The sequence below is a fragment of the Saccharococcus thermophilus genome, from assembly GCF_011761475.1.
GTDB classification, from domain to species: domain Bacteria; phylum Bacillota; class Bacilli; order Bacillales; family Anoxybacillaceae; genus Saccharococcus; species Saccharococcus thermophilus.
This window is the reverse complement of sequence record NZ_JAASRS010000001.1, coordinates 2,507,607-2,527,476: the sequence shown is the minus strand read 5'-3', so window position 1 is coordinate 2,527,476 and position 19,870 is coordinate 2,507,607. Positions and strand designations below refer to the sequence as shown.

The following is a 19,870-nucleotide window of genomic DNA, read 5'->3' as shown; positions in this document are numbered from 1 at the left end:
TTGTCTGAAAAATTTGTAAATTATAAATTATTTTGTCACAGAAAAATAATTTCATAACTTTAACGCATAAAACGAAAAAAATTTTGTTGTTTTTATTATTTTCTAACTTTACAAAAATTAATGAATCATGTAAAATTGTTAATGTATTATTCGACAAATTTCTACAAAAAATGACAAGGAGAGATATCCTATGAGTTTGTTACGTAAAAAGCCGATACAAATGCTTTTAAGTGAATCTGGTAAGAAAGGTGCCTCCTTAAGAAAAGATTTAGGTGCATTTGATTTAACGATGCTCGGCATTGGGGCGATTATCGGTACAGGGATTTTTGTGTTGACCGGAGTTGCCGCGGCGGAACATGCGGGCCCGGCATTAGTTCTTTCCTTTATTCTTTCTGGTCTTGCTTGTGTATTTGCGGCGCTTTGCTATGCGGAGTTTGCTTCGATGGTTCCAGTATCGGGAAGCGCCTACACTTATAGCTATGCGGCGTTTGGCGAATTAATTGCTTGGATTTTAGGCTGGGACTTAATTTTAGAGTATGGTGTCGCTTCTTCTGCCGTTGCGGTCGGTTGGTCCGGCTACTTTCAAGGGCTGCTGTCCGGATTCGGCATCGAACTTCCGAAGGTGCTGACGAACGCCTATGATCCGGCGAAGGGAACGTTTATTGATCTACCGGCTATTTTGATTGTCCTTTTTATTACCTTCTTGTTAAACCTTGGTGTAAAAAAATCAGCTCGTTTTAATTCCATTATTGTTGTGATTAAAGTAGCTGTTGTACTACTTTTTCTTGCTGTCGGCGTATGGTACGTGAAGCCGGAAAACTGGTCGCCATTTATGCCGTTTGGCTTTTCGGGAGTAGCGACTGGTGCGGCGACTGTCTTCTTTGCGTACATTGGGTTTGACGCGGTTTCCACCGCGGCAGAAGAAGTGCGCAATCCACAGCGGAATATGCCGATCGGAATCATTGTTTCGCTCCTTGTTTGTACGTTATTATATATTACGGTCTCGTTAGTGCTGACTGGAATTGTTCCATATGAACAATTGAATGTGAAAAATCCGGTTGCGTTTGCGTTAAACTACATTCACCAAGATTGGGTCGCAGGCTTTATTTCGCTAGGAGCTATTGCGGGAATTACCACCGTGTTGCTTGTGATGATGTATGGGCAAACCCGTCTGTTTTACGCCATTAGCCGCGACGGTTTGCTGCCAAAAGTGTTCTCGAAAATAAATCCAATTCGTCAAGTGCCGTTTGTCAATACTTGGATTACAGGGGTCGTTGTTTCGATATTTGCAGGAGTAATTCCTTTGAGCAAACTGGCAGAACTGACAAACATCGGCACATTGTTTGCGTTCATCACTGTTTCGATTGGTGTGCTTGTATTACGAAAAACGCAGCCAAATTTAAAACGCGCATTCCGTGTACCGTTTGTTCCAGTGATCCCATTATTGGCTGTCGCCTTTTGCGGGTATCTAGTTCTCCAGCTTCCGCGAATGACATGGATTGGTTTCGTATCATGGCTTGCAATCGGTCTTGTCATTTACTTTGTATACGGGCACAAGCACAGCACGCTTCATCAAATCGAGAAAGCGACGGAAGAAAAAGTAGGATAATGGATCAGTCAAAGGGCCTTTGCTCTACGGCAAAGGTCTTTTTTTATGCATAGAGTCGCGCGGATAATAAAAATGTAACATTTTCCGATTGAATGACGGTCAGATTTTCGCTATGATGTACGAATAATATTCCTTAGGAGCGCTAGTTCGTCTCTTTGATAAATGGGGTGAAATCCATGTTTAGCATATTATTTTCATTAAAAAAGGAGAGAACGATCGAACAGCAGGTAAGTGAAATTCAACAAGGCAATCAAACGCTGCATAATCAGCTTATTCAGCAATATAAACCGTTTATTATAAAAACCGTTTCCAACGTGTGCAAGCGATTTATTCGCGAGGAGGATGATGAGCTGAGTATTGGGTTGATCGCGTTTAATGAAGCGATTGAAAAATACGCACCGCATAAAGGTAGTTCTTTTATTTCCTTCGCAGAGCTGCTCATTAAAAGACGTTTAATTGATTATATCCGCAAAGAAGCAAGGGTTAGGGAGGTTATATTACATACGGATGAGGATGATGAAAATGCTGTACAAACATATTTAGACACAAAATTGTCGATAGACGAATTTTACAAACAAATCGAGCAAGAGCAGCGCCGCGAGGAAATTATTCATTACCAACAAGTGCTAAAGGAATTCGGTATTCATTTTCACGATCTTGTTGAACAATCGCCGAAACATAAAGATGCCCGCATTAATGCGATCAAGGTAGCTAAATTGTTAGTTGAAGATGAGAAATTGCTAAAGCTGCTTTTTCAAAAAAAACAACTGCCCATTAAGCAATTGCAAAATATGGCCGAAGTAAGCCGCAAAACGATAGAGAGAAATAGAAAATACATTATTGCGGTGGCCATTATTTTAGCGGGGGATTACGTTTATTTAAAGGATTATATAAAAGGGGTGCTTCCATCGTGAAAAAAGGGATTGTATTAGAACTAGACGAAGAATTTGTGACATTATTGACGCCTGAAGGGGAGTTTATTCAAGTGAAAGAGGATGAGTATGAAATAGGGGAAGAAATCGAAGCGAGGCTGGTGAAAAAACCCTATGTTCGTCGTCGTTCGTTTCGATATGCTGCGGTGAGCCTCATTGCGGCGGCGGTGCTTTTCATCGCGACATTGCTCCACTTGCCTTCCGATGAAGTATATGCCTATATGTCTATTGATATTAACCCAAGCATTGAAGTAGGGGTAGACGATCAATTGAATGTGCTAACATTAAAAGCATATAACGAGGAAGGAAAAAAGATCGTCTCACAGCTGTCTAACTGGAAGAAAGTAGCGTTTGTCGATATTGCCACGGAAATCATTGAATTGAGCAGGAAGCAAGGATATTTGCAGAAAGGCGGCCAAGTATTGATTACAACCGTCGAGAAAAAACATCTCGCTGCCTCTTCACGAAAGCTTTCAGAAGAATTAAGCGAAATTCAGCATTCCTATCAACAGAAAAACATTATCGTGAAGATGGAAAAAAGCACGATGGAAGTACGAAATAAGGCGTTAAAAAAGGGAATGACAACGGGGAAACTGTTGCAAATGGAACAACAAATGAAGGAAGTTTCACCGAAGGAGCCCAAAGCGAAAAAACTACAGAAACCGTTGAAACAAAACGATGGGGATAAAAAGAATGAGCAGCAGATGAACAATCATTCATTAAATGAAAAAAATAAAAATAGTGGTCGTGAAAACAATGAACAGCAGACGAACAATGATTTATTAAACGAAAAAGATGAGCAGAATCACAAAAAAAAGAAAAATAATGGTAATGAAAAGAATGAGATTAACCATTCATTACAAAAGGAAGATAAACGGAAACGAGAGGAAAATAATAACGAACAGAAAGAAATGCAAAAAAATTATTATCCATCCGAGGAGAGAGATGAACAGGACCAAAAAAAAAAGTGACAATAAGAAATTAAATAAAAATAGAGAAAATTACAAATTATTCACGGAAAATAGTAAATATCATAACAGTCATCGGTCGCATGATCATTATTGGAAACGCCATCAAAAAAAGAACAATAAACAGGACGAACATCATGGAAAACAAAACTATGATAAGGACTCCCGAAAATCATTTGAACATGATGATGACGAAAATGACCATGAAAAGGAAAATAAACAAATCCACGAATATGTTCACTGAGACGTATTAAAAGCCGAGTGAATTCACTCGGCTTCAAATACCATGTTATTCAGTTTTTTGGAAAGTAGATCCAGAAAGCTGGCTTTGTGCTTGAGCGACTAATCGTTTTGTAATTTCTCCGCCAACCGATCCGTTTGCACGGGAAACCGTATTTGCTCCTAATTGTACGCCAAATTCTTGGGCGATTTCATATTTTATTTGTTCCAACGCCTGTTCAATTCCTGGAACAAGCAGTTTATTGCTTGATCTTGCCATTGTTTTCAGCCTCCTAACATAATCTAATTTGTTTGGCAAGTTTAGTATATGTAGATTGTGTATCCTTATAGATGGGAATTGAAGAGGTTAATGTGAGTTTTTGACATGAACTGAGAAAAAATGTATTGCAAACGCTTTCGATGATGGATTATAATTTTATCGACGAAGCAATCCAAAACATTTTGGAGGAAGAACTGTGACGACGATAAAAGATATTGCCAAAGTTGCTGGAGTGTCCATTACCACAGTTTCGCGTGCATTAAATGGATATTCGGATGTCAACGAAAAAACCAGGCAAAAAATCATTGAAATTGCCAAACAGCTAAACTATAGTCCAAATACACTTGCCCGTGGGCTTGTAATGAATAAGTCCAAAACGATTGGTTTGCTTGTATCAGGATTAGCAAGAGAAAACACAAAGGATAACTTTACGTTTGAAGTGTTGGCTGGTGTAAATGAATACGTTAGTGAAGTTGATTACGACATGGTGTTATTTAGTACGACTTCAACGAAACAGCGTGAGAAAACGTATACCCAGCTATGTCGGGAACGGCGTGTAGATGGGGCCATTTTACAAGGAATTCGCAGTGACGATCCATATTTACAAGAAGTAGTAGAAAGCGATATTCCGTGTGTTTTAATCGATATTCCGATTGAGTCAGAAACGGTTGGATACGTGACAACCGACAATGTTCTTGGTGCGAAAAAAGCGGTAGAGCATTTAATATCATTAGGGCATAGACATATTGCAATGATTAATGGTTATAGATACGCCTTTGTTAGCGAACAGAGGCTAAAAGGATTTAAAGAGGCACTGTTGGAAGCAGGATTGCCAGTTCATGAAGAATGGATTGCCGACGGGGCGTTTCGCGAAGACATTGCGGAACGGGAAGCACTGCGTTTGTTAACGAATTATCCGCATATTACCGCGTTCTTTTGTGCGAGCGATTTAATGGCCCTAGGTGTGATAAAAGCGGTAAAGCGGCTTGGAAAGCGGATCCCGGATGATGTTGCAATCATCGGATATGATGATATAATTCTTGCTTCATATGCTACCCCGACATTATCAACGATCGCTCAAAATAAATTTGCCATGGGATATGAAGCGGCGAAACTGCTTATTCATATGCTTGAGGGGAAAGCGACATCTCATGTAAAAATTTTAGAAACAGAATTAAAAATACGTGAGTCGACTGTGAAGAACCACGATTAATTTAATTGTGGTTTTTCACTGCGCATAATCGAAAACGTTTTGGATCCAGAACATATCTATTATATCTTCGGAGCGATATAAAGAAACGTTTTGGATATACTAATCGTTTTCTCCAAAATGGTTTCTGTTCAACGCGTAAAATCCAAAACGTTTCGGATCAAGCAGGAGGATTGTTATGGACTATCGAGTGATTAAGGAAAACGACGTATTTTTTTTGACAGATGAAAAAGGGAATATTCCTAAATCCCATCCTTATGGGTTAGGGCTATATACAAAAGACACAAGATTTTTAAGCGAGTTTTCACTGCGAATCAATGGGGAAGAGCCTGTATTGCTTTTTTCCGATGCAGCGGAGAACTATGTAGGGACTATTTTATTAACAAATCCGCCGATCGAAAAAGAAAATCAATTAGTCTTATGGCGGGAATCGGTTCAGATTGAACGAAAGCGCTTTATTTATAACGGTGTGTTGTATGAAACGATCAAATTAAAAAATTACTTTCCAAAACCAATCACATGTGAAATTAGTGTTTCTTTTGATGTCGACTTCGCGGATATGTTTATTGTCCGCGGATTCCAAACGGGCAAAGTCGGTAATCGTACGGGCCAAACCATTGATGGGAATTCATTGACGTTCCATTATGAAGGAGCGGATGGTATTCATCGGGCGACAGTTATCACATGGGATCGCCCTGCCGTATCAGTTGATGCAAATGGACAAGTAGTCTTTTCTTTTTCACTTCATTATGACGAAGAACAGGCGGTTACTTTCATGATTCAACCGCAAATTGGTGAGCAAACTGCCCAAAAAATCATGATAGATAAAGACAATGCTTTGCGCCGGCTTGAGGCTTCCTACAATGAGTGGCACCAAAACATTACGAGAGTAGCAACGGATTATAAACCGCTTCAACGCTTGATAGACCGTGGTATTGCTGATTTGCGGGTATTATTAACCGATTTGGGATATGGACCGTTTCCTGTCGCCGGACTCCCATGGTTTGGCGTTCCGTTTGGTCGTGATAGTCTAATCGCCGCATTGCAAATGCTGCCATTTTATCCGCAAGTGGCAAAAGGAACATTAATAACGATGGCACAGTATCAAGGAAAAAAATTAGATCCTTGGCGTGATGAACAGCCGGGGAAAATTATGCATGAACTGCGTTTCGGTGAACTGGCAAACACCAATCAAATTCCGTTTACGCCGTATTATGGCACGGTTGATGCGACTCCGCTATTTTTAGTTCTTCTTACGGAGTACGTCAAATGGACGGGAGATTATAATATGGTTCACCAGTTGAAATCCCATATTGAGGCGGCACTTCAATGGATTGATGAATACGGAGACCGCGACGGAGACGGATTTGTCGAATATCATCAAGAATCAAGCAAAGGAATCGCCAACCAAGGGTGGAAGGATTCCGGGGATTCGATTGTGCACCGAAATGGGGAGTATGCAAAATCTCCGATTGCGCTTGTGGAAGTCCAAGGATACGTGTATCAGGCAAAAATGGGATTAGCTGATATTTTTGAAAAGCTTGGTGAGCCGAATCGAGCGACTCTGCTTCGCCGACAGGCAGCGGAATTAAAAGAAAAGTTTGATGCTGCATTTTGGATGGAAGATGTGCAATTTTACGCAATTGCATTAGATAGAAAAAAACAACAAGTTGGCACGATCACTTCGAACCCGGGTCATGTATTGTTTGCTGGTATGTTAGATACGGATCGACAAAATGCTGTTATTCAAATGCTTCTCTCACCGAAAATGTTTTCCGGATATGGGATTCGGACGATGGCGGAAGGAGAAGCAGGTTACAATCCGATGAGTTATCACGACGGTAGCGTCTGGCCACATGACAACAGCATTATTTTATTAGGACTAAGCAAACTAGGAAAATCAAGGGAAGCGCTGACGATAATGGAAGGGTTAATCGAAGCGGCGGCCCATTTTGAATATGATCGCCTTCCTGAATTATTTTGCGGATATAGTCGTTCGTTTGGAAAACCAGTTCCGTACCCGGTTGCTTGTTCACCGCAAGCATGGGCGGCAGGAACACCACTCGTCTTTATTCAAGCAATGCTAGGTCTGTTTCCGAATAGTTTGCGTGAGGAGATTCGTCTTTCTCCAATGTTACTTGACTCCATGAATGTTCTCAAAGTAGAAAATATGGCGATTGGGCATGGTAGGTTGTCATTAACTGTTTTTCGGGAAGGAAAAGATATAAAGGTGAACATTCATGAAAACACAACGGGATACGATGTAATCGTTTTATAGCAGGGGTGGAAATTCCGTCCCTGTCTATATAGAAATCAAAAATTTAAGGAAGGGAGTAGGAAGAAATGAAAGGGAAAAAGTGGTTAACCATCCTAGGTATGACGTCCGTATTGATGGGAAGCATATTGTCTGGCTGTGGTGGAGGAGATGAAAAAGCCGCAAATCAAGATGCCAGCGGGAACAGCGGGAAAAAAGTAGAGGTTACGCTTGCCGGATGGGGCGGCAATCCGGTTGAACAAAAACTGTTGCAACAAACGCTAGACGAATTTGAAAAGAAACATCCGAACATCAAAGTGAAGCTAGAAGTCATTTCGGACCAGTATATGGATGTCATTAAAACACGTTTAATGGGCGGCGAAGGTCCAGACGTTTTCTATCTTGACGCCTTTGAAGCCCCTGCCTTAATTGAAACAGGAGCGTTAGAACCGCTTGATAAATATGTTACCAATGATTTTGATATTAACGATTTCGAAAAACCGTTACTTGACGCGTTTAAAGGAAAAGATGGACATATTTACGGATTCCCTAAAGATTATTCCACATTAGCGTTATTTTATAACAAAAAAATGTTTAAAGAAGCAGGCGTAGAAGTGCCAAAAACATGGGATGAGTTGCGCGAGGTAGCAAAAAAATTAACAAAAGGAACAAAAGTATACGGTTTTGGCGTAGCTCCGGAGCTAGCGCGTCTTTACTATATCGCTGAATCAAAAGGCGGAAAAGTTGTTACAAATGACAAAGCAAGTTTTGCTGATCCGAAAGTAGTAGAGGCTTTACAGCCAATTGTCGATATGCATTTAAAAGATAAATCGGCGGCACAACCTAGCGAAGTCGGCGCGAATTGGGGAGGAGAGATGTTTGGACAAGGAAAGGCAGCAATGGTGATTGAAGGAAACTGGGCGATTCCGTTTTTACAAGAAACGTTCCCAAAATTAGAATTTGGAACGGCTGAAGTGCCAACCATCAACGGCAAAAAAGCAACGATGGCCTATACGGTGGCGTACGTCATGAATAAAGATTCGAAAAATAAAAAGGCGGCTTGGGAACTCATCTCTTATTTGACGGGAAAAGAAGGTATGAAAATATGGACGAGTAAAGGATATGCGCTGCCGACACGCAAATCTGTTGCTGCAGAATTGGGATATGATAAAGATCCATTGCGTGCGCCATTGGTAGCAGGTGCTTCTTACGCAACTGTATGGCAAAAAGGGAAGAATTTGCCGATTATCACCAACAACTTTAATAACCAGTTTGTCAGCGCCTTTTTAGGTCAACGGCCGTTGGATGAAGCGCTAAAAGAGGCAGAAAAAACAGCGAATAAAGAAATCGAAGGCAAATAATCAAGAAGTTCTGGTAGAAGGTATTCCCTTCTACCAGAATCAATACTATTGAGCTGTTCCCTTCTTTCTAGTAATGACAGTTTGCTGTGCTAGAAAGAGGGGGATAGCTTAATAGATTCTCTGTAAGGAGAGGAAACAAGATGAAACGAACATTTTCAAAGAAAATGTGGAGAGAAACAGGAGCAGGCTATTTACTAATGTCACCGACATTGTTTGTATTGCTTTTATTTATTATCGGCCCGATTGTGTTTGCCATTTTCCTTGCGTTTCACAAAGTACAATTGCTCGGGACAACAACGTTTGAATTTGTCGGATTGGATAACTTTCAGCGCATTGCCCATGATACGCGAGCGAAAATCGCGTTTTGGAACACACTTAAGTATGTTGTAATTGTAGTGCCGTGTCAGACCATATTAGCGCTCGTGTTAGCTGCAACATTAAACGCAGGATTGAAAGGACAAAAGTTTTTTCGAATCGTATACTTTTTGCCGACGCTTACCTCTTCCGCGGTATTAACCCTTATTTTTATGTGGATGTATAATGAGAACGGACTTATTAATCATGTCTTAAAAGTATTGGGATTGCCAACTTATAACTGGATAGGCGATCCAGATGTGGCATTGAACGCAATTATGATCATGAACATTTGGTCTACTGCTCCATACTTCATGGTAATTTACTTGGCGGCACTGCAAGATATTCCAGATTCACTTTATGAAGCCGCAGAGCTTGATGGAGCTAATGCGTTACAAAAATTTTGGTACGTAACTGTACCATATTTGCGCCCAGTGACATCATTTGTTATTATCGTGGGGCTCATTGGTACGTTCCAATTATTTGATCAGTCTTATATTTTCTCGGCCGGTTCGGGAGGGCCAAACAACTCTACCCTTACCGTCGTTCTTCTCATTTATCAATACGCTTTTAAAACGTTAGGAACGATGGGATATGCGGCAGCATTAGCAGTTGTTCTAGCGATTATTATTTTAATCGCGACGTTATTGCAGCGAAAATTTTCGAAAGAAGAGTCTCTCTATTAAGGAGGGGGAAGAGGAATGAAAAAGAAAATCGGAATTGGAAAAGCGCTTTTGTACGTGTTCCTTGTTGCATATGCCATTATTACATTAATTCCATTTTTATGGGCGCTATCTTCTTCATTTAAAACGCTGGAGGAAATTGTTAGCGGAACGATTTCCTTTATTCCGAAACATTTTACGCTTGATAATTACAAACAGATTTTCATTGAACAAAAAATGTTTCCACGCTGGCTTTTTAACAGTGTCATCATTGCAGTGACAGTGACAATATTGAATTTATTGTTCAATTCGATGGCGGGTTATGCGTTAGCACGGTTGCAATTTCCAGGGAAGAAGCCGTTGTTTATCATTATTTTGGCGGTATTAATGATTCCGGCGCAAGTAACGATGATTCCAAACTATTTGATTTTAAAACAGCTTGGTTGGTTGAATTCCTATCAAGGAATGATTGTGCCAACGATGATTAACGCCACATTTATTTTCATGATGCGTCAATTTTTTATTAATTTCCCGAAAGAATTAGAAGAAGCAGCAGCATTAGATGGGCTTAGCCGGCTCGGTATTTTTTTCCGGATTGTTTTGCCGCTTGCCCGTCCTGCCTTGGCGGCACAAGCGATTTTTGTCTTTATGGGCTCGTGGAACGATTTTATGCGGCCGCTGATTATTTTGTCGGATCCACAGCTTTTCACCTTGCCGCTCGGTTTAAACAGCTTTAAAGGCCAGTACATCAGTTATTGGAATTATATTATGGCGGCATCGATGGTATTTACATTGCCCGTGTTAGTAATTTATGTGTTTTTCAATCGTTATTTTATTAAAGGTATTTCATTTACAGGAGGAAAATAATTCATATAGTCTTGTACGCTAATGGAAAAGGATTTTGTTTCGTCTGCAAAGCCGACAAGATGTATAGTTATCCCGATGCCAGCATTACCTCTTACTTGTTTCCATTATTTCGATGGAAAAGGCAGGGAAACATATTTCAAATGTAAAGTGTTTAGTGCGGGGGGAAAGAAGATGAAACGGACATGGTGGAAAGAAGCGGTTGTATATCAGGTATATTGGCGCAGTTTTTATGATTCGAACGGAGATGGCGTCGGCGATTTGCAGGGAGTTATCGAAAAGCTTGATTATATCCAGCATCTTGGCGTCGATGTTATTTGGCTCAATCCTTGCTACGAGTCGCCAGATAAAGATAATGGGTACGATATTTCCAACTATTATGCGATTATGGAAAAGGCCGGGACAATGAAAACATGGGAAACGCTGCTTGACGAAGTGCATAAGCGCGATATGAAACTTATCATGGATCTTGTTGTCAATCATACGTCTGACCAGCATCCTTGGTTCATCGAATCACGTTCATCCCGGGATAACCCGAAGCGCGACTGGTACATCTGGCGCGACAAGCCGAACAATTGGCGCTCATATTTTACTCCGTCTGCGTGGGAATACGATGAATTAACCGGACAATATTATTTTCATTCTTTTGCTGTCGAGCAGCCGGATTTAAACTGGAAAAATCCTGAAGTACGTCAGGAAATTTATAAAATGATGCGTTTTTGGCTCGATAAAGGCATTGATGGATTCCGTTTAGACGCGATTGCTTTGCTGGCTAAGCCGGAAGGGTTTCCTGATGCCGCTGATCCCAACGATATCCGCTACTTAACGAATAATCCCGGTCTTCACGAGTATTTGCGCGAAATGCATGAACAAGTATTTCAATACTATGATATTTTTACGGTTGGCGAAGTCGCCTTCGTATCGCCGGAAGAAGGTCTTAAATACGTCGCTGAAGACCGTCGCGAACTGAATGCGCTATTCCATTTTGAAGTGTGCGACGAAATGCCAAACTGGGAACCGCTTCGATTTAAAAATATTCAAAGGCGTTGGTATGACGTATTATGGGGAAAGGGATGGAATTCCCAGTTTCTAAACAACCATGACCATACACGACAAGTGACACGCTACGGCAATGACAAAGAATATCGCGTTGAATCTGCTAAACTGCTGGGAACGATGCTGCATACATTGCCAGGAACTCCATATATTTATCAGGGAGAAGAAATTGGCATGACTGGAGTTCGTTTTCCCTCGATTGATGACTATAACGATATTGCTATGAAAAATAAGTATGAAGAAGAAATTGCGAAAGGCCGAGACCCGCAAGAAGTGCTCGAAAGTTTGCAGCCATTAAGCCGCGACAACTCGCGAACGCCAATGCAATGGGATGACAGCCCTAACGCTGGATTCACAACAGGAACGCCATGGATCAAAGTCAATCCAAATTATAAAGAAATTAACGTAAAACAAGCGTTGCAAGATCAAAATTCCGTGTATTATTATTATCAAAAGCTTATTCAGCTGCGCAAAGAAAATCCTGTTATGGTTTATGGCACGTTCCACGACTATACGGAAAACGAACCGTATATTTATGCGTACACACGTGAACTAGATGACGTTCGCTGGCTTATCGTCCTTAATCATTGCGACCATGCAAATGACTATGAGCTTCCGGTATCGCTCGCTGCATACAAGCGGGAAGTAGTGCTTGGTAATTATCCGGATATCCAAGAAAATGGCAGTGTGTTGCACATGCGACCGCATGAGGCGCGTATTTACCGGCTTATATAAGGCGATTTTCCTTAAAAAACGATTTTTTGAGCTAGATGGTTGCTTTGTTTTTCTTTCTATTTGCTTCTGTTTCGCATTGCGTTGCATTTAATTGAATTTTTCAGGGTTCTCAACAAGGGAAAGGTTTCCCCAATTTGAAAAAAACGCTCTGAAAGCTGATTTCTGCACTAAATATCCTTGTCCGATAACGGGCAAGGCTTTTTTATTTGTATGATTCATGAAAAAACGGAAATGATAAGCATGTAACATGAATTGAAATAAGAGGCAGGAATGAACAATGGAATGGATAGAGCAAGTGCCGAAACAGGCAAGAAAATCGGCAGGAAAAGGATGGATGATTGCGTCGCTCGCATCGATACCGTTAGTGATGACGCTTGGAAATTCGATGTTAATACCAGTGTTGCCAACGATCGAAAAGCAATTACATATTACTTTATTCCAATCGAGTCTACTCATTACGATGTATTCGGTTGTGGCGATTATTTTTATCCCGATTTCTGGATATATCAGTGACCGGATTGGGAGAAAGAAAGTGATTATTCCAAGTTTATTACTAGCGGCTATTGGCGGGCTTATTTCTGGATGGGCGTCATGGAAAATGAATGAACCGTATGGGATGATTGTAGCAGGAAGGATGTTGCAAGGACTTGGGGCAGCGGGGGCGTTTCCGATTGTTCTGCCGCTTGTTGGCGATTTATTTCCAAATGATAGCGAGGCAAGCAGTTGTTTAGGAATCATTGAAACAGCAAATACGTTTGGAAAAGTGTTAAGTCCGATTTTAGGTGCTATGTTTGCAAGCATCGCCTGGTTTTTGCCGTTTTTCACTTTTCCGTTGTTTTGTGCGATTTCGCTTGCGATGATGCTTTTTTTTGTAAAATCTCCTTCGAAACAGGACCATCCTCTTCCATTTCGGCAATTTTTACAAAATGTAAAAACGATTTTTCAAAGGGAAGGGCGTTGGCTATATGCGATTTTTGCTATTGGAGGTTTATTAATGCTCGTTTTATTTGCGTTTCTGTTTTTCTTATCAAGCCGTCTTGAAGATTACGGCATCGATGGAATAAAAAAAGGATGGGTGCTCGCCATTCCGCTTGGTACGCTTTGCGCGGCATCGTTTATGACAGGAAAGAAAATTGGCGAAAATAAAACGTTAATGAAATGGATAATTGCCGCTGGTGGTATACTTGCTGGAGCAGCGATCATTGCCATCAAATTCTTTCCGTCTCTTTGGTGGATGGTTGCACTTTTTTCCATTGTCGGCATCGGCATTGGCGTGATGCTGCCGTGTTTGGATGCACTCATTACAGAGGGAATTGAAAAAAAAGAACGGGGAACGGTGACATCGTTTTATAGCTCGTTAAGATTTATTGGGGTCGCTATGGGACCGCCGCTTGCTGCGCTGCTGATGAAAAGGGAGACATCCGTGCTATTGTTTCTGTTAGTGGCATTGTGTTTTCTGGCAAGTGCCATCGCATTTGCAGCGATTAAACCAGAAAAAGAGAAAGTAACATGAAAACAGTCATATTTCGAAGTAAAAGCAGTGTCTTGATACCATTACTTATCGACTTCCTTTACATGATGAAAAAGCACGATGTAAAACCGTAAACTTGCTAAATGCAGCATCACAAGCAAAGGAAAAGGGATATCACAATAATGTGGATATCCCTTTTTGCGTCAATAAATTTTGTTTCGGCACGAGGAAAGGAAAGTGAGACTTTAAGCTAATCTTGCCCATAGCTTGTATCAATGCTTGGATGCATAAATGGAGCGCCTTGGGACCGCCGTTTTGCTTCGAGAAGCTCGCGGTTTTCTTCTGTATTCCAGCCGATGTCGTTTGTCGGGTGCACCCATTCATCGCCTGCCATCATGCTCGGATCGATCTCATCACTCCAGTGATTCAGCGGCGAATTTGGCGAGTTATATTTGCTGTCACCGATCACAACCCCATATTTATTGAAAAATGGAGGCTGTGTTTTTATGCCAGTTCCCTTAAATGATGGAGCATGGATTTGATGAGGCATTGTTTCATCAAGCATTGGCGATTCGGCTTTTTTCTCTTTATCCATGTGGATCACCTCAATGGTAGTGTGAGCAAAAATATATATGGTTATGAATAAACCGTAAAGTGTTTAAGGAAAAATAAGAAAAATGGCAAAGGGGGATATCTGTGAAAATCAGTTCATTTCCGGTTGCTGATCTGAAAGAGCAGACATTAAAAAAAGTACAAGAGCTGGAAAAACGGTTGCGTGAAGAAACAGGAGAAGAAATCGTTCTGATCGCTTATAAACACGAAAAAACTTCACAGGAGGATTAAGCAATGAAGCGGAAAGTGAAATTTGATGCGGCGAAAAATAATAACAAAACGCCGACAGAAAGCTTGCCGGATACGGAATTTGCGGCCCAATACGCCGGCGAAGAAGACATGATCCGCGGTGCGAACCGAAATTCGAAAAAAGGACGCCAGGGAGGCGGGCAATGAAGCCGAAAGAAGAAAAACGAGAGCGCCAACATAACGAAACACGCGAGGAAATGGCGTTTGAATTTGGAGATTTTAACGCCCATCAGCCGTTTCAGCTAATGGAAGAGAGAAAACAACAGAAAAAGGCGAAAAAGCAAAAGTAGGGGATTTCCCCTACTTTTTTATTGTAATATTTGGAAAAGAGGATAGTGGCGCAGAAAAAATCATGGTTTGCCAGTGAATCGGGTCAAAATAAGCGATCATGACAGTTGGGACGAGACGTATTTCTTTCGTTTCTTTATAGTGGGTGATATCGATTGGGATAATTTCCATGACCGTATGTTTAAATAAATCTTTTTCATCTAGTTCGAGCGTGATAAATTTACGGCCGAGCAGATCAGGCTGCTCGAGCAGCTGGCGATACAATGCAGCTCGCAGCGATTTGTCCGTTTTTTCTTCCCACCATGGTTTGCGCGGCTTATGTTTTTGATTGCGCAAATAATCGTACTTCATTAACGCTTCAATGACTGGAAGTTCATCCAGTTTTTTTGTCTGCAAAAATTCATACAGACGGCGGAATAAGTCTTCGAGCTGATGTCCGATTTTCGCCCAGCCGCGTTCGTCCCAGTATGTGCCGAATTCTTGGAAGAAATCAAACGGCGATGGGAATATGTTGGTGACTAAATATTCGATCGTCTCATCCATCCGATGCGCGTTCCAATATTTCTCTAACACATCTTCCACTTGTTTAATGCGGACGATATCGTCAAAAGAGAGCACGTTGTTTTGCAATACTTCATACGGTGCGTGGTCCATAAATACGTAGCCGTAGTCTTTCGCTCGCAGGCGAAGACCGGTGCCGCGCAGCATTTTTAAAAAGCCGAGCTGCAGTTCTTCCGGACGTAGGGCGAAAACGTCGTTAAACGTTTTGCGGAACGACGTATAGTCTTCTTCCGGAAGACCGGCAATTAAGTCGAGGTGCTGCGCAATCTTTCCGCCTTCTTTAATCATCGTGACCGTGCGCGTGAGCTTGGCAAAATTTTGTTTGCGCATAATCAGCCGGTTGACTTCATCGTTGGTCGACTGTACGCCGATCTCAAAGCGGAACAGCCCCGGCGGCGCTTCCTTATTTAAAAACTCGATGACTTCAGGACGCATAATATCGGCGGTAATTTCAAATTGAAATACGGTTCCAGGAACATGTTCGTCAATAAGAAATTGGAACATATCCATCGCGTAGCTGCGGCTGATGTTGAACGTGCGGTCGACAAATTTAATCGTGCGCGCGCCGTGTTTCATTAAATAGCGGATATCTTCTTTAATTTTTTCGCGGTCGAAATAGCGCACGCCGACCTCGATGGAAGATAGGCAAAACTGGCAGCTGAACGGGCAGCCGCGGCTTGTTTCGACATAGACGATGCGTTTCGGCAAATGAGGGATATCCTCCGGAAAACGAAACGGCGAAGGCATATCCGTTAAGCGAATCTTATTTCGCTGCGGGTTGATCACGATGTTTCCATTGTCGCGGAACGCAAGTCCATGAATATGACGGAAATCGCGGTTTCCTTGCATCTCCAGCAAAAACTGTTTAAACGTTTCTTCCCCTTCGCCAATGACAATAAAATCAAATTCCGGCACGGTCTCCATCCATTCGCGCACATCATAGGATACTTCCGGTCCGCCCACGACGATTGCAATGTCGGGGGCGACTTTTTTCAGCATTTTTACTACTTTAATCGTTTCTTCAATGTTCCAAATGTAGCAGCTGAATCCGATAACATCTGGTTTTCGCTGATAAAGATCCGTGACGATATTCATTGCCGGATCTTTAATCGTATATTCAACAAGCTCTATATCAAATTCCGGCTGGGCATACGCTTTCAAATAACGAATCGCCAAATTCATATGAATATATTTCGCGTTTAGTGTCGTACAAATAATTTTCATCGGAACAAACTCCTTTATCAAATCTTAGAAAAATAACATTTTAATATAACATATTTTAGACAAAAGAAAAAGAAGAAAAACTTGTCGAACATTGCCTAAATTATTTTCATAGAATTTTTTAAAAATACAGAAGGAGTAAAATTTTACATAGAGAATATATATTAATTTGATATGGTATGGAGAAGGAGAGATCATGATGAACCATAATCTTTCTCCCCGTGAAGAACAAAACGTAGTAGCGGACGTAAGATTGTTGGAAGAAGAAAATAGACGGCTAAAAGAACGGTTAAACAGCTATTCGATCATTTTTGAACGTTCTTTAGATGCGATTGTCATTTTTAATAAACACGGTGAGTTTGTAGATATGAACGAAGCAGCCTGTAAACTATTTGAAATGGATAAACGTGAGCTGATTGGAAAAAAATTATCCATGTTTCTTGAATTGGTCCCACCAGATATTTTAATGTTCCAGAAGTCGATGTTGCATAAATTTGGTTCATTCAGCGACGAGCTGTTGATCAAGCTGGCAAACGGAAAAGTGAAACATATTGAGTTTTCCATCAAAAAAGATGCGTTTAACGAATACGACTTGGTGATTATGCGCGATATTTCCGCCCATAAAGCGCTGGAGCGGGAGCGGATTATTCATGAGTTTTTGTTTAAAGATGTGTTTAACCGGGCGGTGGACAGCATTGTCATTTTCGATGAATTCGGCCGGTTTATCGATGTGAATCCCGCTTTTTGCATGAGTTTAAATCTTGAGAAAGCGAAATTGCTAAATCTATCGTTTCAGCAGTTCATCGCCAAAGAATATGTCGATGATTTTGTCCGCCTGCTTGCCGAGCTGAAAGAAAAAGGAACGGCAAAAGGGGAGCTGTCGCTCGTCCGTTTGGACGGTACGGTCAAAATGTTTGAACTGACAACGACATCCAATGTATATAGCGGTTTTTATATGGCGATTATGCGCGATGTGACCGAGCGAAAAAATATGGAAATTAAACTGCAAAAAAGCGAAGAAAGGTTTCGTGCCATTTTCGAGCAGGCGCACGAGGCGATTTTAATATGGGATGACTATGGGTATATTTTGAATGCCAACCGTGCCGCAAGCCGGACGTTCGAGCTGCCGTTGAACTTGCTTGTGCGGAAAAACCTGCTTGATTTCCTTGATTATGACGATGAGAAAGTAAAACGCATTTTTGCGGAGTTTCGCAAAAAAGGGGAAATCCGCGATGAACTGACGTTTCATATGCCGAACGGAGAAGACAAGCAGCTGGAATTTACGATGAAAAAAGGGGCAATTGATGGGTACCATTTGACGATTTTCCGCAATGTGGCGGAACGGAGAAAAATAGAAAGAGAACTGCGCGAAAGCGAGCAAAAATTCCGCAGCATTTTTGATCACGCGATGAATGGAATATTGTTATGGGGCCAAGGGTATCGCATTTTGGATGTAAACCCGATCGCCTGTGAAATATTCCAAGCAGGGAAAGAACAACTGCTTCACCGGCCGATTACAGAATTTATCCCGGAAAAGGCGCGCAAGCATTTTCAGCGGCTGATCCAACAAAGCGAGCGCGTTGGCGAAGCGTATGCCGAGGTCGATTTTTCTAATGATGGCAAACAGAAAATTATTGAATTCGCGCTCAAAAAGGAAATCATCCCTGGCGTCGGAATGATGATGCTCCGGGATATTACCGAAAGAAAGGAGATGGAGCTGCAGCTAAGAAAATCAGACACCTTGAACGTAGTAGGAGAGCTGGCCGCGGGCATCGCTCATGAAATCCGCAATCCGATGACAGCGTTGAAAGGATTTATTCAGTTATTGCAAGGAAGCATTAAAGAAGATTATTCGATGTATTTTAACGTCATTATGTCTGAATTAAAGCGGATTGAATCCATTATTACCGAATTTCTCGTTCTTGCCAAGCCGCAGGCGATTCAATATCAGCAAAACGACATATGCAAAATCATGCAGGATACCATCGATTTGATCAACGTGCAAGCGATGATGCACAACGTGCAGATTGTCGCGGACTTCGCCCCACAGCTTCCGTTTATTTATTGCGAGCCAAACCAACTAAAGCAAGTGTTTATCAATATATTAAAAAATGCGATTGAAGTGATGCCAAAAGGTGGAGATATTACGGTTCGCATCCGGCAGATCGACGGCAACCACATTCGCATCTCCATTACCGACCAAGGATGCGGCATTCCGCACGATAAAATTAAAAAGCTCGGCGAGCCGTTTTATACGACAAAAGAGCGCGGCACTGGACTAGGATTGATGGTTAGCTATAAAATTATTGAGGAACACCAAGGAAAAATTGACGTAGAAAGTGAAGTCGGCGTCGGTACGACGTTCCATATTACACTCCCGATAAAAAGGGTGGAGAAAGAGGACGATCATGAAGCTTGAATTCAGTATCTATCCATCTGATTTGCTCGGAAACATCTATGTAGTTTCCGACGGCGAAGCGATCGTCAGCGTCCAGCTGTTTGAGGATGATTGGCGCGAGCTTTGCCAGCAGCATGAAATGATAAAAAGCCGTTCTCCTTTATTAGAAAATGCTGTGTCGCAGCTCGATGAATATTTTCGCGGCCGACGGAAAGCGTTTGACCTGCCTTTGAAATGGAAAGGAACGAACTTCCAAGAACAAGTATGGCAGGCGCTTTGTGAAATTCCGTACGGAACGACAGTCAGCTACAGTGATATTGCTGAAAAAATCGGCCGCCCGAAAGCGGTGCGGGCGGTTGGACAAGCAAACCGCGCCAACGAGCTGGCCATTCTCGTTCCTTGCCATCGGGTGATCGGGAAAAACCGCTCGCTGACGGGATACGCTGGCAGCCGCATCGATGTCAAGGCGCAGCTGCTCGAGCTCGAGCAACGGTATAGTATGACATAAAAAAACTAGAAGCTGCGGTCCGCTTCTAGTTTTTTATGTGTATGGATGACGCCGTGGA

Annotated in this window: 18 protein-coding genes; 15 read left to right on the top strand and 3 right to left on the bottom strand. The window is 41.7% G+C overall.

Annotated elements, in window-relative coordinates; translation table 11 throughout:
- The first annotated feature begins 190 nt into the window (after positions 1 to 190).
- The 3 genes from bcaP (at position 191) to BDD39_RS13100 (ending at position 3,512) form a co-directional block, all read left to right on the top strand.
- On the top strand, positions 191 to 1,609 hold the full coding sequence (gene bcaP / locus BDD39_RS13110; RefSeq protein ID WP_166911303.1) for a branched-chain amino acid transporter BcaP: 1,419 nt from the start codon (positions 191 to 193) through the stop codon (positions 1,607 to 1,609).
- 167 nt (positions 1,610 to 1,776) lie between these two features.
- Complete coding sequence (sigI, locus tag BDD39_RS13105; protein ID WP_341801494.1) at positions 1,777 to 2,523, top strand: RNA polymerase sigma factor SigI; 747 nt, start codon at positions 1,777 to 1,779, stop codon at positions 2,521 to 2,523.
- On the top strand, positions 2,520 to 3,512 hold the full coding sequence (locus BDD39_RS13100) for an anti-sigma factor domain-containing protein (protein ID WP_341801468.1): 993 nt from the start codon (positions 2,520 to 2,522) through the stop codon (positions 3,510 to 3,512). The genes sigI and BDD39_RS13100 overlap by 4 nt, the downstream gene beginning before the upstream one ends.
- 286 nt (positions 3,513 to 3,798) lie before the next feature.
- On the opposite strand, the gene BDD39_RS13095 is transcribed toward BDD39_RS13100, so the two are convergent.
- Positions 3,799 to 4,008 (bottom strand): alpha/beta-type small acid-soluble spore protein, encoded by a 210-nt coding sequence (locus BDD39_RS13095; RefSeq protein ID WP_166911299.1) that lies wholly within the window; start codon positions 4,006 to 4,008, stop codon positions 3,799 to 3,801.
- 196 nt (positions 4,009 to 4,204) lie between these two features.
- Here BDD39_RS13095 and BDD39_RS13090 point away from each other — a divergent pair, with 196 nt between their 5' ends.
- The 7 genes from BDD39_RS13090 (at position 4,205) to BDD39_RS13060 (ending at position 14,017) form a co-directional block, all read left to right on the top strand.
- On the top strand, positions 4,205 to 5,221 hold the full coding sequence (locus BDD39_RS13090) for a substrate-binding domain-containing protein (protein WP_166911297.1): 1,017 nt from the start codon (positions 4,205 to 4,207) through the stop codon (positions 5,219 to 5,221).
- Between the two features lie 175 nt (positions 5,222 to 5,396).
- A complete protein-coding gene (locus BDD39_RS13085; RefSeq protein WP_166911295.1) occupies positions 5,397 to 7,496 on the top strand; it encodes an amylo-alpha-1,6-glucosidase in 2,100 nt (699 codons plus the stop codon).
- A 65-nt stretch (positions 7,497 to 7,561) separates the two neighbouring features.
- Complete coding sequence (locus BDD39_RS13080; protein WP_166911293.1) at positions 7,562 to 8,833, top strand: ABC transporter substrate-binding protein; 1,272 nt, start codon at positions 7,562 to 7,564, stop codon at positions 8,831 to 8,833.
- Between the two features lie 140 nt (positions 8,834 to 8,973).
- Positions 8,974 to 9,873, top strand: coding sequence for a carbohydrate ABC transporter permease (locus BDD39_RS13075; RefSeq protein WP_166911291.1), 900 nt, complete (start codon positions 8,974 to 8,976; stop codon positions 9,871 to 9,873).
- Between the two features lie 15 nt (positions 9,874 to 9,888).
- Positions 9,889 to 10,716 (top strand): carbohydrate ABC transporter permease, encoded by an 828-nt coding sequence (locus tag BDD39_RS13070; protein WP_166911289.1) that lies wholly within the window; start codon positions 9,889 to 9,891, stop codon positions 10,714 to 10,716.
- Positions 10,717 to 10,887: 171 nt separating this feature from the next.
- Positions 10,888 to 12,504 (top strand): glycoside hydrolase family 13 protein, encoded by a 1,617-nt coding sequence (locus BDD39_RS13065; RefSeq protein ID WP_166911287.1) that lies wholly within the window; start codon positions 10,888 to 10,890, stop codon positions 12,502 to 12,504.
- A gap of 277 nt (positions 12,505 to 12,781) precedes the next feature.
- Entirely contained in the window at positions 12,782 to 14,017 is a 1,236-nt protein-coding gene (locus BDD39_RS13060) for an MFS transporter (RefSeq protein WP_166911285.1), read from the top strand.
- A 208-nt stretch (positions 14,018 to 14,225) separates the two neighbouring features.
- On the opposite strand, the gene BDD39_RS13055 is transcribed toward BDD39_RS13060, so the two are convergent.
- A complete protein-coding gene (locus BDD39_RS13055) occupies positions 14,226 to 14,570 on the bottom strand; it encodes a DUF3905 domain-containing protein (RefSeq protein WP_166911283.1) in 345 nt (114 codons plus the stop codon).
- 101 nt (positions 14,571 to 14,671) lie between these two features.
- Between BDD39_RS13055 and BDD39_RS13050 the strand changes: the two genes are divergently transcribed.
- The 3 genes from BDD39_RS13050 to BDD39_RS13040 are packed head-to-tail and all read left to right on the top strand — an operon-like array spanning position 14,672 to position 15,126.
- Entirely contained in the window at positions 14,672 to 14,818 is a 147-nt protein-coding gene (locus BDD39_RS13050) for a hypothetical protein (RefSeq protein ID WP_166911281.1), read from the top strand.
- Positions 14,819 to 14,821: 3 nt separating this feature from the next.
- Positions 14,822 to 14,983 (top strand): hypothetical protein, encoded by a 162-nt coding sequence (locus BDD39_RS13045; protein WP_166911279.1) that lies wholly within the window; start codon positions 14,822 to 14,824, stop codon positions 14,981 to 14,983.
- The gene (locus tag BDD39_RS13040) at positions 14,980 to 15,126 is read left to right on the top strand and encodes a hypothetical protein (protein WP_166911277.1); all 147 of its coding nucleotides are present in this window, start codon (positions 14,980 to 14,982) and stop codon (positions 15,124 to 15,126) included. Before BDD39_RS13045 ends, BDD39_RS13040 begins: the two co-directional genes overlap by 4 nt.
- A gap of 10 nt (positions 15,127 to 15,136) precedes the next feature.
- On the opposite strand, the gene BDD39_RS13035 is transcribed toward BDD39_RS13040, so the two are convergent.
- Positions 15,137 to 16,909: a B12-binding domain-containing radical SAM protein gene (locus tag BDD39_RS13035; protein ID WP_166911275.1), complete on the bottom strand. Its 1,773-nt coding sequence runs from the start codon at positions 16,907 to 16,909 to the stop codon at positions 15,137 to 15,139.
- A 196-nt stretch (positions 16,910 to 17,105) separates the two neighbouring features.
- On the opposite strand from BDD39_RS13035, the gene BDD39_RS13030 reads away from it, so the two are divergent.
- Together BDD39_RS13030 and BDD39_RS13025 are read left to right on the top strand one after the other, a co-directional pair.
- Positions 17,106 to 19,325: a PAS domain-containing sensor histidine kinase gene (locus tag BDD39_RS13030; protein ID WP_166911273.1), complete on the top strand. Its 2,220-nt coding sequence runs from the start codon at positions 17,106 to 17,108 to the stop codon at positions 19,323 to 19,325.
- Complete coding sequence (locus BDD39_RS13025; protein ID WP_166911271.1) at positions 19,315 to 19,812, top strand: methylated-DNA--[protein]-cysteine S-methyltransferase; 498 nt, start codon at positions 19,315 to 19,317, stop codon at positions 19,810 to 19,812. The genes BDD39_RS13030 and BDD39_RS13025 overlap by 11 nt, the downstream gene beginning before the upstream one ends.
- Positions 19,813 to 19,870 lie beyond the last annotated feature (58 nt).

Coding starts and splice junctions, on each gene's coding strand:
- BDD39_RS13045 (WP_166911279.1), top strand. CDS start 14,822: ATGAAGCGGAAAGTGAAATTTGATGCGGCGAAAAATAATAACAAAACG.
- BDD39_RS13095 (WP_166911299.1), bottom strand. CDS start 4,008: ATGGCAAGATCAAGCAATAAACTGCTTGTTCCAGGAATTGAACAGGCG.
- BDD39_RS13040 (WP_166911277.1), top strand. CDS start 14,980: ATGAAGCCGAAAGAAGAAAAACGAGAGCGCCAACATAACGAAACACGC.
- BDD39_RS13085 (WP_166911295.1), top strand. CDS start 5,397: ATGGACTATCGAGTGATTAAGGAAAACGACGTATTTTTTTTGACAGAT.
- BDD39_RS13080 (WP_166911293.1), top strand. CDS start 7,562: ATGAAAGGGAAAAAGTGGTTAACCATCCTAGGTATGACGTCCGTATTG.
- BDD39_RS13035 (WP_166911275.1), bottom strand. CDS start 16,909: ATGAAAATTATTTGTACGACACTAAACGCGAAATATATTCATATGAAT.
- BDD39_RS13055 (WP_166911283.1), bottom strand. CDS start 14,570: ATGGATAAAGAGAAAAAAGCCGAATCGCCAATGCTTGATGAAACAATG.
- BDD39_RS13065 (WP_166911287.1), top strand. CDS start 10,888: ATGAAACGGACATGGTGGAAAGAAGCGGTTGTATATCAGGTATATTGG.
- BDD39_RS13025 (WP_166911271.1), top strand. CDS start 19,315: ATGAAGCTTGAATTCAGTATCTATCCATCTGATTTGCTCGGAAACATC.
- BDD39_RS13075 (WP_166911291.1), top strand. CDS start 8,974: ATGAAACGAACATTTTCAAAGAAAATGTGGAGAGAAACAGGAGCAGGC.
- BDD39_RS13060 (WP_166911285.1), top strand. CDS start 12,782: ATGGAATGGATAGAGCAAGTGCCGAAACAGGCAAGAAAATCGGCAGGA.
- BDD39_RS13070 (WP_166911289.1), top strand. CDS start 9,889: ATGAAAAAGAAAATCGGAATTGGAAAAGCGCTTTTGTACGTGTTCCTT.
- BDD39_RS13030 (WP_166911273.1), top strand. CDS start 17,106: ATGAACCATAATCTTTCTCCCCGTGAAGAACAAAACGTAGTAGCGGAC.
- bcaP (WP_166911303.1), top strand. CDS start 191: ATGAGTTTGTTACGTAAAAAGCCGATACAAATGCTTTTAAGTGAATCT.